This is a genomic window from Parasutterella muris (assembly GCF_009767915.1).
Lineage (GTDB): Bacteria > Pseudomonadota > Gammaproteobacteria > Burkholderiales > Burkholderiaceae_F > Parasutterella > Parasutterella muris.
Genome location: NZ_WSRP01000005.1, coordinates 85,965 through 100,297 on the forward strand (window position 1 = coordinate 85,965; position 14,333 = coordinate 100,297).

Sequence of the window (14,333 nt, forward strand, 5' to 3'; positions counted from 1 at the left end):
AGCTCGGAGTTTTTTCCGAGCTTTTGTTTTAATATAAACCTATGTCAGATCTTGCCTTCCATACCGGTATTCCGGACAGACAGCTCTATGCCTGTCGAGCGCTTAAAAAAGCCCAGCGGCTAGGGATGTCCGCATGCGTTCTCGTAGAGACGGAAGGCGACCTGCGCTCTTTTGACGAGCGTCTCTGGGCGTTTGACAATACGTCCTTTATTCCGCACGGTCCGGCCGGTTCCGCGGAAATTCAGCGAGGCGCTTTTGTGATCGGACGGCGCCCGTCAGAGCTTCCGGCAGCGGATCTTCTTGTAATGCTGACGCACAATGCGCCCGGAAATATGCAGGATCTGATGCAGCGCTTTCCTAAAATTATCGACGTGGTCGCAAGTGCCGGAACCGAGCTCGAAGAAGGACGCAGCCGCTATCGAAGCTACAAAAAACAAGGGCTGCAGCCCAAAGTTGTCAATCCTAAAAACTAAAAAAGCTCCCGCTTGAGGAGCTTTTTGTTCAGAATCCTTCTCCTTAACGCTTCTCGAAGAATCCCTTCAGCACTTCCGCGCCTTTTAGCACATTGGCGGTGCCGGGGTTCAGGAGTCCCGACAAGGACGCATCCATCTTATCGCTCAGCTCATCCTGCGCGAGCCTTAACGCAAGGGTTGCCGCAGCATTCTTTAATCCGTCCTTGGATTCATGCAGGGCGACTTTGGTCGCTTCTTTCGCGCAGTTCTGCGTCATGATGCGGGAGAGCGCAGCCTTTGCCTTCTGATTTACTTCCTTTGTTTTTGCATCCGGAATCACCGTGATCTGGCGCGCCGCTTTCGTCTTGCCAAGCGTGACAAAAGCCCACTGCGTCATCACGGTTTTATCAGAAGAAGTCAGGTTTTTATAAACACACACACCCAGTTCTTCCGCATACTGACCGGCGTTGGCTGAAGCGGAAAAAGCGCAAAGCACTATCGGCAAAAAAAGCAGTCTCTTATTCATGCAGCTTCCTCTGATGGTTTTAAATTTTGTACATCGCGAGATCATAGCGCTCCGCGTCTTTCAGCGGAGCGTCTGACATATCATTTCAGGACGTATTTTTCCGGTTTAGCTTTGCACGGCGTGCCGTCCGTGATGTAGAGCGTTCTTGTGACCGTATCAATCACCATGGACCAGAGCGAGCTGTGGCAGTGGTAATACGGAAGATCCGGGTCATCGTGACGGCAGATACCGTCGGGGTATCCGGCATGATCGGACAGGATGGCAAAGAGTTTTTTCGGTGTGAGCTTTTTCTTGTCTTTGGTCAGTCTGCGAGCGCGGTCCAGGCGTGTAAAGGTGGAGATATAGGAATAGTTGCGCGCTTCCGGTCCGAGAATCATCTTCAGAGACTGCCAGTGATTGGTGTGGCAGAGCGCTTTGCCGTCGCTGAGAAGAATGTCCAAATCATTCGGTGCATACTCAACCATCACAAGTTCGCCGTCCCAAGAGGCAAGTCCAACGCAGGCGCACCCTGCTCTCGGACATTTAGCGATACAGTCGATCGCCTTGGGTACGGTCGAACAGGAAAGAGCGGCGCGCAGAACGACCTGAAGCGGCACTCCGACTTTCCCGCCGTTGACACTCATTGCGTTCATGGAGAGCGCAACACCGTATTCATTTAATCCTTTGCCGCCGACAAGACCCGCTTCAGTGACGATGAGCGACTTGGCATATCCTTCCTGCTCTACTTCAAGCAGCACGGTTGTGCCCTCGCCGACCGTCCACCAGTCCCAGTTCTGTGCGAGCAGTGTATGGCCGTTTTTGGAGACTTCCGGCGGAACACCGATCACGGTGCAGGCGTCTTCGTTAGACGGAATGTCCGTGAACATGATCTCCGATCGGCAGTTCAACACAAGCACGGTCTGCAGATCGATCCCCGCGCCGTCGGCGATGCCCTTCATTTCCTCAATCAAATCCGGACGGAACGCGCGGATCGGTTCCTCGAAAGCGGCGGCTTTCTTGTACGCGGTTTCCCAGGCAATGTGATTCTCTTTGTCAAAAAGCAGCTTGTATTCTTCAATCAGTTTGTGAATGAGCTCTTTGGCCTGAGTGCCGTACAGCAGCCCGCGTTCATACGGCGTGCCGCTCATCTTTATATATAAATGAGTCATTTTTTTTGAACCGTTTGGATTTGAGACAAAGAAAATTTTACGTCGAAAACGCTTTCCGATCGGTTTTATCCGGCAGTTTGAAAAATCGCATCTTATCGGACTCCGAAGCGACGGAAAACTACTAGAATTCAATACTCGTTATGGACACAGAAGCGGCGTTACAAATTGTTAAGATGCTAAGCTTTTGAAAATATATATAGATAGTGAGGGATGAATCAATGAGCCGAATGACAAAAAAAGAACTAATTACAAAGCTGGCTGCGAGTGCACGCAAGGTCGGCAACGCCAATCCCTTCGCGATGGGATTTATTGCTTTTGACGACTTGAGAATGAAGCTTGAGGGACCGATGACAACCACCGGTCAGCAGTGGTACGAAACTCATGCGGACGATCCGATGGGCTTAAATGACGTCCTGACTGTTCCCGATGACATTGAGCTTGACGCGTTCGTGAAGAATGTATTTAAGAATTTAACGGAAAACGGCGGTCTTAATCTGTGGGTTATTCCGACAGAGCGTTTGGCTGACGTGCTTAAGTTTCTGATGTGTCATCCGCGCTTCAGGGGCAACCTTCTTGATGTGGACGACGGAGATCCCTGGGATATGCCGAGCATCAATTTTGAAGATCTCTGCGCTCAGGCGGAAAACCAATTCTTATCCAATCAGCCGATTAATGTCGTGTTTGAATATCAGGACGCCGATACCGGGCTTGTTGTCCACAGAATTACTCTGAACGAAAAGGACTTCTGGTTCTTCGTGGATGAACAGCAGATGAAGATCGCCGATCGCCGCTGGTAATTTTGCAGAATCATGAATTCCTGTATTAAATTCTCACTGACTAAGGCGGCAGCCGCGCTTTTAGGCTTTGCGCCCGCGGCTGCATTCGCGTCGGGTTACCAGCTCTCCCCGCTTGAGTCCTATCTGATTCAGGCGTTCGCGCAGGAGCAGATTGAAGGGTTTATTAATACAGGAACCTCATCTTTATTTGAAAACCCGAAGGTTTTTTACCTTCGGGCAAAACCGTTTGCGAAATTTGCCGCGGCGGACGCAAAAAAAGCGTCCGATCGCTACGTTGGAAAGTACGGCATTATTAATTCCAACGTTTTTCGTGTGGTCGGAGACCGAGAAAAAATCATTTATACGGTTAAGAATCCTTCTTACACCATTACGCTCAGCACCTCTGTCGACTCTGACAAAAGTCTTCTGAAGGATGTTTTTCCGGGAAGACGCCATGGCTTTTACTGCCGTATTGACGAGATCGGAGATAAAGAAGCTTCTTTTGGCGACTGTATCCCGCTCGGACAGTTTGAAGCGTCAAAGGCCGCGCAGGTGGAAAATGTCATCCATCGATATTTGAAAGGCGAAAAGATCACGGATCCGAATATGCCGACCTACGCCATGATGGCTTATATGGCAATTGTTTCCGCAAAACTGCTTGCTGAAGACTCAGTGTGCCGCACAACCGTTATTGAAGAGGTTAGCTACACGCCGGCTGACAGAAGGCTCTGCACACAGGAAGTCTCTGAATTATGGCAAAACGCGGGTTTAAACCCGCGCTTTGATGAAACGATGGATCGAGTTGAGGATCGGCTCAGAGAAGACGGCGTGGATGTCGAACTGATCAAACAGGCCGCGAGCGCCCTCGATTAGTCTGCGTTATTTGCTTTTATCCAGACGAGCTGCTTCAATATCCTCATCCGTCTTATTGAGGACCAGCTTTTCGATTTCCAGAGGAGTAATGCCGCTCTTGGCGTCGCCCTCAAAAACAAACTGCTGAACTTTGCTCTTGATTTCTTTCTGACGCGGAGATCCTTTGGCGCGTTCAACGTAGATGCGAATGAGGTCAATGATGCCTTCTTCTGTTTTTCCTTTATAGGCATGATTGATGCATTCCAGGAACTCCTTCTTGAGTCCGCTGTCAATTTCAATCTGCATTAATTCTTTTGCCATATTTTTTCTCTCCGATATCAGTCCGATATTTTATAGCGCGCAAGCGCCGTGCGGCATTGGTTTTAATACGTAGAGTGCCGAATGCGGTCAAAGCGCTGGAAGCGGTATGCCCAGGGACCTGACTCGCCTGCGGGATGCTCTTCAACCCAGACACGCTTCCAGTCATGTAAATCCAGACTGTCAAACGTGGTGTCACCTTCAAAATCCTGCAGAATTTCAGTGATCCAGGCGGTGTCCACAATGGGGAGCGCCTGACGATAAAGGTTTGCGCCGCCGATAATAAAGACATTGTCGTTCGGCGTAAAAAGTTTGACTGCATCTTCCAGAGAATGGACGACTTCGGCTTTATCGGCCTTGTAGTCCGGCTGCCGTGTGACCACGACGTTGCGTCTTCCGGGCAGCGGCCGTCCAATCGACTCCCAGGTGTGCCGACCCATGATGATGGGTTTGCCGATCGTGATCTGTTTAAAAAACTTCAAATCCTCCGGGAAATGCCAGGGTAGCTTGCCGTCTTTTCCGATGACGCCGTTTTGGCTTCTTGCAACAATAAGACTGATATGAGGTTTCATGAAGAAAAGTTCCGTTGAGAATCAAACTGCGATAGGTGCTTTAATGGCCGGCCACGGATCGTAGTCGATGAACTCAAAATCTTCAAATTTATAGTCGAATATCGAGTCCGGCTTGCGTTTGATAATAAGTTTAGGATACGGCCGAGGTTCGCGAGAGAGCTGAAGTTCGACCTGTTCAAAATGGTTGTTGTAGATATGGCAGTCCCCGCCCGTCCATACAAAGTCCCCCGGCTCAAGACCGCACTGCTGCGCAATCATGCAGGTGAGCAGCGAGTAGCTGGCGATATTGAACGGAACACCGAGGAAAATGTCACAGCTTCTCTGATAGAGCTGACAGGACAGTCTGCCCTCGGCGACGTAGAACTGGAAGAACATATGACAAGGCGGCAGCGCCATCTTGTCCACCTCTCCGACGTTCCAAGCCGACACGACGAGTCGGCGGGAATCCGGATTGGTCTTAATCTGTTCGATGACATTGCTGATTTGGTCGATATGGCGGCCGTCGGCTGCCGGCCAGCTGCGCCACTGCACACCGTAAACGGGGCCGAGGTCTCCGTTTTCGTCTGCCCACTCGTCCCAAATCGTGACTTTATTGTCGTGCAGATATTTAATATTGGAGTCGCCGCGCAGGAACCAAAGCAGCTCGTGAATAATCGAGCGGGTATGCAGTTTTTTCGTTGTGACCAGCGGAAAACCTTCCTGCAGATTAAAACGCATCTGATAGCCGAACAGAGAACGTGTGCCGGTACCCGTGCGGTCAGACTTGCTGAGGCCGTGTTCATAGACATCTTTCATAAACGTTTCATACTGATTCGACTTCATCATGTCCGGCGTCCTTTACATATTTAATCTGTTGGTGAGTTTTCAAAAGAATCACCATTCTAACGAAAAAGGCAGTTCATATAAACAAAACACGGGGGATAAAGCATCATCAGGACTACAGCTAAGGCAGCAGAAAGAGATCGCTGAAGAGTCAGGATGGAGGACAAAGTCTTTCGATTTGAATCCGAAACTCATTGAATAATTGGTAATAAAACTGCCGTAAATGTAACAAAAGAAGGAAGTTTAGATAGCGAGCTTACAATCGCTTGCATCAGAAATATTTGCATTCACCTCTTTCTTTGCTTTCCCTATACGATGTCAGTCAATGAGAATGCGCAAACGTCCTCAGTTTTCCTCCTAGATAGTTTTGACGAGGCCCCTTCGAGCAGATCGGGCCTATTTTTTTGCCCGCTTTTCTTCTGATGCGTATTTCGTGCGCGTGAGGCGTTACAGACCTTAATTTCCTTGATAATTGCGATATTGCATTTTTAATATTCCTTCGAAAATTAAAACGTGAAATTTCGAGTTATTTTCCTTTCCGCCGCTTTGGGCTTTTCTTTGGCAGCCTGCTCTCAGACGGCTCAGCATCAGATGCCGCTCGGACAGAACTCGTTCTACAGCTACGAGCTGCAGACGAAGGCTTTTGTTGCAGAAAACCGCCACTTTGTCACCGACGATAAAACCGCGGAAATTGAAGGCAATTCTCCTTTCGAAATTGTTCCGAAACATCCGAACGGCAAAGCGATTCTCATGATCCACGGTCTCGGGGATTCGCCTTGGACCTATCATGACTTCGCGCGCACGCTCGCTGATCAGGGCTATCTGGTCCGTGCAATCCTTCTTCCGGGACATGGAACCAAACCTCAGGACATGATCGGCGTCACATCCGAGGACTGGACTCGGGCTGTGAACGAGCAAATGGACCTGTTAAAGGAAAAATACAAGGATATTTGGATCGCGGGCTTCTCTACCGGCTGCAATCTTGCGATCTCATACGCGGAGAAGTATAAGGACGTCTCCGGACTGATTCTATTTTCGCCTGCGGTAAAAGTGCGAACTTCTCTTCTGCCTCTCGCCCCCTTTGTGAATCTGTTCGTCACCTGGCTCAGAAAGCCCGATGAGACCACTTACAACATGGGCCCGTTTAAATACAACAACGTGCCGCTGGACGCGATCGTGGCGTTCAAGCATACGATGGACGACGCCGATGCGCTTTTAAAAGAGAAGAAACTCGATATCCCGGTTGTCGTGATGATGACCGAGCACGACAGCGTGGTGGATACTCAGAACCTGCTCCCGCTTTTTGACCGGCAGCTCGCCAATCCCGCTTCAAAAATCATTTGGTACGGTTCTGTGCCGAAGGATTTGAAGCTCTCGGAAAAGGTAATCGTTAAAACCGATTATCTTCCTGAGGAGCGTATCAAGTCTTTTGCGCATATGTCTATGTCCTATTCGCCGGATAATCCCTGGTACGGGGCAAACGGCAAATACCGTTTCTGCCGCAACAGCATGAGCGCCGAGGATATTAAAAAATGCCGTGAAAGCAAAGAAGTCTGGTACGGAGCCTGGGGCACACACGACGGAACTCATCCGTTCGCGCGTCTCACGTTCAACCCTTATTACAATTGGCAGGCCGCAGAGATACTCAAAGTGCTCAGTTCTGTCCCCTCCAAGACGGCCGATTCTGGCATCATTAAGCCTTCTGAATCGAGTCGCGAACCATAGGAAATTTTTGTGAAAAAGACACTATTAGCTGCAGTTTCGGCCGCCGCTGTACTTTTGGCCGGATGTTCGGATAAAGAAGTCGCAAGCGTTTCGCTCGGACTCTTTACGTTTAAAGACATCAAACTGGAATCTTTTGTCGATCCTCAGGTACCGGGCATCACCTGCCACGTTGCCTATATCAATTCTCCTCTGCAGCTCTCTGATCCTTCAAACAGCGCTGTGACCTGTGTGCAGACCGGAGAAATCACGCCTGAGATGATCGCAGGCATCGACCACAGCTCCGACGGTGAAGTGGTGTTTAAGAAGAGTCAGAGCGTGTTCTTTAAAACGCTCCGTATCCGAAGGATTTTCGATATGAAGCATCAGACTCTGGTCTACCTCGGCTACTCCACCAAGATCGCCAACGGAAGCTTTAAGCATTCGCTTTCCTCGGTGCCGCTCTGGGGGACTAAGGCATATAAACCGGAAGGCTACCAGCAGCAGAAATAAGCTATAGTTAAAGCCGATTTCCAATTCGGTGTCCAATTTAATTACCAACCCGCTGTCAAGCGGATCAATTTAACGGAGAACGTAAATGAGTGAAGTTGTTGTCACAGACAAAGCCCCTGCCGCTGTGGGCACATATTCTGCCGGTATTAAGGCCGGAAAAACCGTGTTCCTTTCCGGTCAGCTCGGCCTTGATCCGGTTTCCGGAGAACTTGCTGAGTCTTTTGAAGCGCAGTGCCGCCAGGCATTCAGAAATGTTTTCGCTCTGGTGGAAGCTGCAGGCGGAAAACCCTCCAACATCGTTCGTCAGACCGTTTTCTTAACCGACTTGGCAAACTTCGCGACAGTGAATAAGGTCATGTCCGAAATCTTCACAGCGCCCTATCCCGCAAGAAGCTGTGTGCAGATCTCCGCACTTCCGAAAGGCGGTTTGGTTGAAGTTGAAGCGACAGTAGTGCTCGACTAACGGTTACGCGCTCCTACCAAGGCGTGCTTCTTGGCAGGAGACGATTGACCATATCGCGGATCGCCGGCTCGTCGTCCTTGAGATTATCTCTGAGCGAGTCGGAAGATCCGTATTTTTTTAGGTTCACAATGTCCGTACTGCCGATCTCGTGAATAAGCATAAGTTTGGCGTCGACTAAGTACGGAACCTTTTTTGTGTATTTTGCGTCGTAAACAATGACGGCAGGACAGCTCTTCTCAGCCTTTGCGACCGTTCTGACGGTCAGTCCTTTATCGGCGACAGCCTGTCTTAAAGCGATAAAAAACGCGGGAGGAACATTTTTATTGTCGACGATGCACACTGTGTCGAATCCGAAGGAATCGGTAATGTAGTATCCGGGGTCATCGCCTGCGCAGCCGGAAAGAAGAATCGGCAGGCCTAACGATAAACCGCAAAATATTTTTTTAAGCATGAAGCATCCTTAACAATGGTCTTTTTATAAAGACCGAAATTTGTTTCTCAGGCGAAAAGCTTTGTCTGAAGAATAGCTAACTTTTTCGATGCTAATATACTGGAGTCAATAATTCAACATCGGCAGCACGGCTTAGAAGCGCCTGTAATAGCGGATGGTATCGTTTCTGAAACATTTTCAGATAAGCGGACTCGGCAGAAGCGTATAAAATAACGCTTTATTTTCAATCTGATGCTTTCAACAATGAATAAGTCTAGTCATCTGCCAATCGCGCTTTGGAATCCTCTTTGGACCATTATTTGGTCATTTTTATTTACTCCGATTTTCGGAGCGTTCCTGCAGCGCACGAATTGGAGCGATATGGGCGAAGCGGATGAGACATCAACCTGCGGATTATGGGTCTTCCTGGGGTTTGTTTACATGGGCGGATATTTATTTGCCGAACCCTGGCTTCCTGAAAGCGAATTTTCTGAATTCTATTTCTTCGGATCCTATCTCATTGTTTACATTCTCTGGATTGTGACTTCAGGCTGGAAACAGGTCAAAGCCGTTAAAGAGCGTTACGGCGACGATTACCATCACAAACTTTGGGGCAAGCCGATCATGCTCGGCGCCGCGGGTCTTCTGCTGTGGATGGCCATTTCTCTGACTTACATTATCGGTCTTCTGGCTTCCGGCATTATCAGCGCCGATATCGTCAAGCCTTAACCGTATGAGCAGCTATTTCGACAAGCTCCCTAACCTTGCGCCGCTTAAAACAAAAACGGCCGCGCAGCCGGGCGCTTTCGATCCTTATGCGTTTCTCAGTGTTCGAGAAGAACCTCAGGCTCCGGAAGAGCGCTTCAAGGAAGCAAGAAGTCTGCTGATTTCCGAGCCGCATACGGCGCTTAAATATCTGGAAAGCGCCGCCAATGAAGATCATGCCGCCTCTCTTGATCTTTTGGGAATGCTGTATGCGACCGGTGAGCTTCTGGAGAAAAATGAAAAACGTGCGGCTGAACTTTTCAGAAAAGCCGCTGTTCTCGGTGAATCACGCGCCAAATTTCATTTAGCGATGGCGCTTCGCGAAGGGTTCGGCACACAAAAGAATCTTCAGGAGTCCTTTGCCTGGCTTCGCATTGCGGCGAGAGAAAAATTTCCGGAAGCGATCTTTGCGCTTGCCGAAGCCTATGACTTGGGTATCGGAACGGAGAAAAATCCGGAAATTGCCGAGCGCTTTTTTAGCGAGGCCGCCTTTAAAGGCGAAAAGCGAGCCGTAGAGCGCATGATACGGCTCTCTTCTCAAGGACCCATGCCGAATCCGAGACTCTGTCTGAGATGGCTCTTTAAAGGCGCGGAAGCCAAAATTCCCTACTGCCTGCTTGCCATAGCACGCTACTGGCTCGAGCATCGCACTCCTGGCGTCGAAAAGGCGCTCGGATTCTTGGAGGAAGGCGCGCTCATCGAAGATATCGCCTGCCTGAATGAATTAAGCGCATTCTGGTCTTCAGGCCGCTTTGCGCCCAAGGATTATGTCAGCGCGGTGGTCTACGCGCATATGGCCGCGACACGTTCAGACTGGAGAGCTCAGAGGCGTCTGGAAAAACTCAGAAAAACCGCGCAGCGCGAAGAGCTGATGGAAGCGGCCGCGATCGCTTCGATGCCAAGCTCCGAAGAAGTTGTGGCTGCGCTCATCAAGCGGCGCCAAAAGCGCGCGGCATAAAAATAAAGCCGGAGAAATCCTCCGGCCCTTCCCTTTAGTCTTCCCAGCTTACGGGGTCAGTACGTTCTCGCAGCGGGTGGAAATGTTCGCGATAAGAATCACGCAGTGCCTGCAGGAATTCCGCAGCCGTCGGCGCAATATCGGAAGCTAAAATTCCGCTGTCGCATCCTTCAGCGGCTAAACCGTGCAGGTAGACCGCAGAAAGCACACAGTCCATCAGTTCGTAGCGCTGAGCAAACATCGCCGCGATCATGCCTGAGAGCGTATCTCCGGAACCCGCAGTTGCCAGGGCCGGTGTGCCGGTCGGATTGATCCAGCTGATGGAGCTTCTCTGACAGACAATGGTTCCAGCGCCTTTTAAGACTGTGACGGCGCCGGTAAGCACCGACAGATCCAAAGCGCGGTTCAGACGATCTGCTGTAATTTCTTCTAGCGGGTAGCCGAGGATTCTGGCCGCCTCGGCATTATGCGGCGTAATCACGGTATGCGCACGGCGGTGTGTCACAAGAGAGAGAAGCTCTTCGTCGCCCGCGACCATGGTCAGCGCGTCCGCGTCAATGACAAGCGCGGCGTCCGACTGCAGACATTCAATGAACCTTGCCTTAGCTTTTTCCGAGAAGCCGAGTCCGCATCCGATGACGACGGCATCCATTTCGGAAAGGTCAAGTTTGTCACGGAACATCAGCTCGGGAACCGACGGATCAAGATCCATCTTCTCTTCAACAAGTTCGACGTAGACGCGGCCTGCGCCCATGTAAAGCGCGCTGCGCGCGGCAATGAGGGCCGCGCCGACGGTTCCTTTTCCGCCGCCGATAACGCCGACGCGTCCGTAATCCGCTTTAGACGTGTTTTTGGTTCTGGAAGCACAGACGTGCTTGAAATCCTTAACTTCAGTCAGATTGATTTTTGTGAGCGGAATGGAGATGCCGAGGTTTTCAACCTGAACTTCTCCGCAGGCGTCTTTACCGATTGAAGTATAGAGGCCGGGTTTTCCGCTGAGGAAAGTAATGGTTGCGTCAGCGCGGCAACCGGCTCGTCCACCGACCCAGTTGCCTGTCTGAGAATCAAGCCCCGTCGGAATATCCAGGGAGACATGCAGCGCTCTTCTTTCATTGAACCACATCGCCGCGTCCAGATATTCTCCGACGAGCGCTCTGGTCTGTCCGATTCCAAAAAGCGCGTCCACGACAATCTGCGCTTTCGGGGTGTCGTAAGGATCGGTATAAATTGTCGCACCGGTCGCTTCCCAAGCGGCAAGCGCCTCTTTTGCCTGTTCCGTTTTCGGAGTCTTCCCTCCGACATTGACGACGCTCACCTGATAGCCGAGTTCCGAAAGAATTTTTGCGCAGACATATCCGTCGCCGCCGTTGTTTCCCGGGCCGCAGATCACCGTGACCGTGCAGGTTTCGGGATGAAGTTCGCGGATATATTCCGCGGCGGCTTTCCCTGCCCTCTGCATCAGGACGTCGGGGCCGAGAATACGGGCATATTTTTCTTCCAGCTCACGAAGCTGAGCTATTTCCAATAATGAAACGGACATGTATGAATCCTTTTATAAAACTTGAGCAAGATTTACGGGTCTGCTTACAGACTAATTTTTCTTTAAAAAGCGCATCGGACTGTAAGGCGTGGGGTCGATATCAGGCTGCGCGCCTTCAACAATTCTGCTCAGCATTTCAGCGCAGCCCTCTGCAAGAGACCAGCCGTTGAGGCCGTGGCAGATGTTCAGGTACAGGCCTTTATAGGGGGTTTCACCGCAGGACGGCAGGCTGTCCGGATGCACCAGGCACTGACCCATCCAATTGGTAGAGTCGCTCCATACGGCCGACATGGGCAAAAGCTTGCAGGCGCTTTCATAGAGCTCTTCTATGATTTTGTCGGTCATTTCCTGAGTGACGTCGCCAAGCCAGTAGCGGCCGCAGACGCGAAGCCTTTGTCCGAGTTTTGTGACCAATACATCTTTGTTGTCGAAGCTGACCGTGTGCATCGGCGGAACATTCATCGGATCAATTTTAGCCGTGATAGTCCAGCCTGTAAGGGTCATGACGGGCAGATCGAACAGCGGTTTAAAGAGCGCGGGGGCGCCGAGGTTATTGCTGAGAATCACCGCGTCGGCTGAAATCTCGCCTTTGTCGGTCTTGACACCGGTCACGGTCTGATTTTCTCCGGTCACAAGAGCCTCTACCTTGGTGTGGTACATCATTGTGAGATTCTTGTGCGCGATGTTGAATGTCTGAATCTGCTTTGCGAAATAAGAGGCGTTTCCGGAGAGTTCCTGAGGAATATAAAACGCGCCCGGGAAAGGTTCCGGAACATCTTCGAGACTTGGGTCAATTCGTTTTGCTTCATCGGCCGAGAGCCATTCTCCGTTCTTTTCCGGTCGTTCCTCTTTATGAGCTTCCTCCCACGTCTGGTTATTGGTATAGACACGAAGCGTTCCGTAGACCTGTTCGAAAGACAGACTTTCCACTCGAGAAATGAATTCGGTCAGACCGACACTGTAGCGGGCAAGCAGCAGCAGTGAATCACGGTTGTTTTTCCACACATCGGCGCTTCTGGCGTTGGCGAGCGCGTTAAGGAATTTAATCTGTTTGATGGATACATCCCAGCTGAGGCGGCGGGTTTTTGCAAAAATAGAAGCCAGGCCCGCTTTACCTTTAAAGGGCGAGCACAGCATCTGTACGCCTTCCGGTCCCATATATCCGGCTAATCCGAAACTGCATTCCTGATTGGGGGTGGACGCAGTTTCGATAAGCGTGACGGTATGACCGTGCCTGAGCAAGTTATGCGCGCAAGCAATTCCAGTAATTCCTACTCCGACAACGATGATATGCATTCAGTCTAACCTCTTATAATGTATCGGTATTTTAATCGCTTTTAGCGGGTTCTCTCAAATGGAAAATGGCATGAAATCACTGCTGACTATCGACGAGCTATCACAGGCAACCGGGGTTAGCGTGCGAACATTGAGATATTACGTTTCCAGCGGGGTTTTAGATAAGCCGACAGGCGAAACTCGAAACGCCCGATACGGAACACATCATCTCGATCAGGTACGCAATATTAAGAAGCTTCAGGAGGAAGGCCTGACGCTGAATCGTATCCTTGAAATTAAAAAAGAGAGCCTGCGCGATAAACTAAACAAAAAGGAGATCGGAGAGCCGATCACCACAATTGAGATTCCGACGGATAAGGGTATCTCGATTGTTTTTATGAAAGAATTATGCGGACTCAAAAAGGAAGAAATGATCGAAATCGCAAAAGATTTTGCTCAGTATCTTGAGATGAGGCAAAAGGAGAAAACAGGATGTCAGACAAAGAAAGCCTAATTGACGGAATTATTAATTTGCTTACCGGCAAAAAAAATGAGCCTATTTCCGTTGAAGGCTATGAATTTGCTGGACGAGTTAAATTAGGCAGACATCCCTTGGTTCTGAACGGAGCCGGGGTTCGGACGATCGGCGATAAAAAGATTTACGCGTTAGGGCTCTATCTTCCGGAAAAAACACAGCGCGAAGATACCGCACGCGCCCTGCTCGGCGCACGAAGAGCCGAGATTGTCATTTTAAGTCCGCTGGACGCCTCAAAATTTATTGATTCCCTGCATGCCGGCATCTCTGAGAATACCAACGAGACCTCCAGAGATTTTATTTCCAATGAGCTCAGCCAGATTGAGGTGTTTATGAAAGACCTCTCCAATTTGGAACCCGGAGATGTGGTGGACGTGGATTGGATTCCGTCCAGAGGAACTTTTGTTTATTACAACCGCCAGCTGATGGGCAACCCGGTGCGGGGTAAAGCGGTTTACGATGCGGTGCTTTCTATTTGGCTCGGAAAGAACGCGCTTGAGAGCGAACTGAGAGACGAGCTTCTCGACATTAAATAAAAAACACCGCCCGTTCATAATGAACGGGCGGTCTGTTATCCGTTTAGGATTCGTCTAATTACTTAACGAACTTCGGATTGATCAGGTTCTGAGTGTTGAAGATGGCATCCCATTCAGCCTGTGTGAGCAGGTGCTGTTCATCAACAACGAT

18 protein-coding genes are annotated in these 14,333 nt (G+C 50.2%); 10 read left to right on the plus strand and 8 right to left on the minus strand.

What is annotated here, in order from left to right; translation table 11 throughout:
• The first annotated feature begins 41 nt into the window (after positions 1 to 41).
• Positions 42 to 473 carry a DNA polymerase III subunit chi gene (locus E5987_RS02630; RefSeq protein WP_160334532.1) on the plus strand — a complete coding sequence of 144 codons (432 nt, stop codon included), beginning with the start codon at positions 42 to 44 and terminating at the stop codon, positions 471 to 473.
• A gap of 43 nt (positions 474 to 516) precedes the next feature.
• Here E5987_RS02630 and E5987_RS02635 read toward each other — a convergent pair whose 3' ends face one another.
• Positions 517 to 978: a hypothetical protein gene (locus E5987_RS02635; RefSeq protein ID WP_160334533.1), complete on the minus strand. Its 462-nt coding sequence runs from the start codon at positions 976 to 978 to the stop codon at positions 517 to 519.
• An 80-nt stretch (positions 979 to 1,058) separates the two neighbouring features.
• Entirely contained in the window at positions 1,059 to 2,126 is a 1,068-nt protein-coding gene (locus E5987_RS02640) for a C45 family autoproteolytic acyltransferase/hydrolase (RefSeq protein ID WP_160334534.1), read from the minus strand.
• Positions 2,127 to 2,344: 218 nt separating this feature from the next.
• Between E5987_RS02640 and E5987_RS02645 the strand changes: the two genes are divergently transcribed.
• Together E5987_RS02645 and E5987_RS02650 are read left to right on the plus strand one after the other, a co-directional pair.
• Positions 2,345 to 2,923, plus strand: coding sequence for a hypothetical protein (locus tag E5987_RS02645; RefSeq protein ID WP_160334535.1), 579 nt, complete (start codon positions 2,345 to 2,347; stop codon positions 2,921 to 2,923).
• A 12-nt stretch (positions 2,924 to 2,935) separates the two neighbouring features.
• Positions 2,936 to 3,775 (plus strand): carboxymethylenebutenolidase, encoded by an 840-nt coding sequence (locus E5987_RS02650; RefSeq protein WP_160334536.1) that lies wholly within the window; start codon positions 2,936 to 2,938, stop codon positions 3,773 to 3,775.
• A gap of 6 nt (positions 3,776 to 3,781) precedes the next feature.
• On the opposite strand, the gene E5987_RS02655 is transcribed toward E5987_RS02650, so the two are convergent.
• From E5987_RS02655 to thyA, 3 genes are all read right to left on the minus strand, one after another.
• Complete coding sequence (locus tag E5987_RS02655) at positions 3,782 to 4,075, minus strand: 4Fe-4S ferredoxin (RefSeq protein ID WP_160334537.1); 294 nt, start codon at positions 4,073 to 4,075, stop codon at positions 3,782 to 3,784.
• Positions 4,076 to 4,137: 62 nt separating this feature from the next.
• Complete coding sequence (locus E5987_RS02660; RefSeq protein WP_160334538.1) at positions 4,138 to 4,644, minus strand: dihydrofolate reductase; 507 nt, start codon at positions 4,642 to 4,644, stop codon at positions 4,138 to 4,140.
• A 21-nt stretch (positions 4,645 to 4,665) separates the two neighbouring features.
• Positions 4,666 to 5,469, minus strand: coding sequence for a thymidylate synthase (thyA, locus tag E5987_RS02665; protein WP_160334539.1), 804 nt, complete (start codon positions 5,467 to 5,469; stop codon positions 4,666 to 4,668).
• A gap of 510 nt (positions 5,470 to 5,979) precedes the next feature.
• Here thyA and E5987_RS02670 point away from each other — a divergent pair.
• The 3 genes from E5987_RS02670 to E5987_RS02680 all read left to right on the plus strand — a co-directional run bounded on the left by E5987_RS02670 (position 5,980) and on the right by E5987_RS02680 (position 8,143).
• Positions 5,980 to 7,191, plus strand: a complete 1,212-nt coding sequence (locus E5987_RS02670; protein WP_251570522.1) for an alpha/beta hydrolase — start codon at positions 5,980 to 5,982, stop codon at positions 7,189 to 7,191.
• A 9-nt stretch (positions 7,192 to 7,200) separates the two neighbouring features.
• A complete protein-coding gene (locus tag E5987_RS02675) occupies positions 7,201 to 7,680 on the plus strand; it encodes a CreA family protein (RefSeq protein ID WP_160334540.1) in 480 nt (159 codons plus the stop codon).
• 85 nt (positions 7,681 to 7,765) lie between these two features.
• Positions 7,766 to 8,143, plus strand: a complete 378-nt coding sequence (locus E5987_RS02680; protein ID WP_160334541.1) for a Rid family detoxifying hydrolase — start codon at positions 7,766 to 7,768, stop codon at positions 8,141 to 8,143.
• Between the two features lie 13 nt (positions 8,144 to 8,156).
• On the opposite strand, the gene E5987_RS02685 is transcribed toward E5987_RS02680, so the two are convergent.
• The gene (locus E5987_RS02685) at positions 8,157 to 8,594 is read right to left on the minus strand and encodes a hypothetical protein (protein WP_160334542.1); all 438 of its coding nucleotides are present in this window, start codon (positions 8,592 to 8,594) and stop codon (positions 8,157 to 8,159) included.
• A gap of 243 nt (positions 8,595 to 8,837) precedes the next feature.
• On the opposite strand from E5987_RS02685, the gene E5987_RS02690 reads away from it, so the two are divergent.
• Positions 8,838 to 9,302, plus strand: coding sequence for a hypothetical protein (locus E5987_RS02690; RefSeq protein WP_160334543.1), 465 nt, complete (start codon positions 8,838 to 8,840; stop codon positions 9,300 to 9,302).
• Positions 9,303 to 9,306: 4 nt separating this feature from the next.
• Complete coding sequence (locus tag E5987_RS02695; RefSeq protein ID WP_160334544.1) at positions 9,307 to 10,296, plus strand: tetratricopeptide repeat protein; 990 nt, start codon at positions 9,307 to 9,309, stop codon at positions 10,294 to 10,296.
• Positions 10,297 to 10,330: 34 nt separating this feature from the next.
• Here E5987_RS02695 and E5987_RS02700 read toward each other — a convergent pair whose 3' ends face one another.
• A complete protein-coding gene (locus E5987_RS02700; protein ID WP_160334545.1) occupies positions 10,331 to 11,836 on the minus strand; it encodes an NAD(P)H-hydrate dehydratase in 1,506 nt (501 codons plus the stop codon).
• A gap of 51 nt (positions 11,837 to 11,887) precedes the next feature.
• Positions 11,888 to 13,132 carry an NAD(P)/FAD-dependent oxidoreductase gene (locus tag E5987_RS02705; RefSeq protein WP_160334546.1) on the minus strand — a complete coding sequence of 415 codons (1,245 nt, stop codon included), beginning with the start codon at positions 13,130 to 13,132 and terminating at the stop codon, positions 11,888 to 11,890.
• 70 nt (positions 13,133 to 13,202) lie between these two features.
• Between E5987_RS02705 and E5987_RS02710 the strand changes: the two genes are divergently transcribed.
• Together E5987_RS02710 and E5987_RS02715 are read left to right on the plus strand one after the other, a co-directional pair.
• The gene (locus E5987_RS02710; RefSeq protein WP_160334547.1) at positions 13,203 to 13,625 is read left to right on the plus strand and encodes a helix-turn-helix domain-containing protein; all 423 of its coding nucleotides are present in this window, start codon (positions 13,203 to 13,205) and stop codon (positions 13,623 to 13,625) included.
• Positions 13,604 to 14,182, plus strand: coding sequence for a chalcone isomerase family protein (locus E5987_RS02715; protein ID WP_160334548.1), 579 nt, complete (start codon positions 13,604 to 13,606; stop codon positions 14,180 to 14,182). Before E5987_RS02710 ends, E5987_RS02715 begins: the two co-directional genes overlap by 22 nt.
• Positions 14,183 to 14,333 lie beyond the last annotated feature (151 nt).

Bases quoted from the DNA above. Each gene is read 5' to 3' on its own strand.
- E5987_RS02630 (WP_160334532.1), top strand. From the start codon at position 42: ATGTCAGATCTTGCCTTCCATACCGGTATTCCGGACAGACAGCTCTAT.
- E5987_RS02635 (WP_160334533.1), bottom strand. From the start codon at position 978: ATGAATAAGAGACTGCTTTTTTTGCCGATAGTGCTTTGCGCTTTTTCC.
- E5987_RS02640 (WP_160334534.1), bottom strand. From the start codon at position 2,126: ATGACTCATTTATATATAAAGATGAGCGGCACGCCGTATGAACGCGGG.
- E5987_RS02645 (WP_160334535.1), top strand. From the start codon at position 2,345: ATGAGCCGAATGACAAAAAAAGAACTAATTACAAAGCTGGCTGCGAGT.
- E5987_RS02650 (WP_160334536.1), top strand. From the start codon at position 2,936: ATGAATTCCTGTATTAAATTCTCACTGACTAAGGCGGCAGCCGCGCTT.
- E5987_RS02655 (WP_160334537.1), bottom strand. From the start codon at position 4,075: ATGGCAAAAGAATTAATGCAGATTGAAATTGACAGCGGACTCAAGAAG.
- E5987_RS02660 (WP_160334538.1), bottom strand. From the start codon at position 4,644: ATGAAACCTCATATCAGTCTTATTGTTGCAAGAAGCCAAAACGGCGTC.
- thyA (WP_160334539.1), bottom strand. From the start codon at position 5,469: ATGATGAAGTCGAATCAGTATGAAACGTTTATGAAAGATGTCTATGAA.
- E5987_RS02680 (WP_160334541.1), top strand. From the start codon at position 7,766: ATGAGTGAAGTTGTTGTCACAGACAAAGCCCCTGCCGCTGTGGGCACA.
- E5987_RS02685 (WP_160334542.1), bottom strand. From the start codon at position 8,594: ATGCTTAAAAAAATATTTTGCGGTTTATCGTTAGGCCTGCCGATTCTT.
- E5987_RS02690 (WP_160334543.1), top strand. From the start codon at position 8,838: ATGAATAAGTCTAGTCATCTGCCAATCGCGCTTTGGAATCCTCTTTGG.
- E5987_RS02695 (WP_160334544.1), top strand. From the start codon at position 9,307: ATGAGCAGCTATTTCGACAAGCTCCCTAACCTTGCGCCGCTTAAAACA.
- E5987_RS02700 (WP_160334545.1), bottom strand. From the start codon at position 11,836: ATGTCCGTTTCATTATTGGAAATAGCTCAGCTTCGTGAGCTGGAAGAA.
- E5987_RS02705 (WP_160334546.1), bottom strand. From the start codon at position 13,132: ATGCATATCATCGTTGTCGGAGTAGGAATTACTGGAATTGCTTGCGCG.
- E5987_RS02710 (WP_160334547.1), top strand. From the start codon at position 13,203: ATGAAATCACTGCTGACTATCGACGAGCTATCACAGGCAACCGGGGTT.
- E5987_RS02715 (WP_160334548.1), top strand. From the start codon at position 13,604: ATGTCAGACAAAGAAAGCCTAATTGACGGAATTATTAATTTGCTTACC.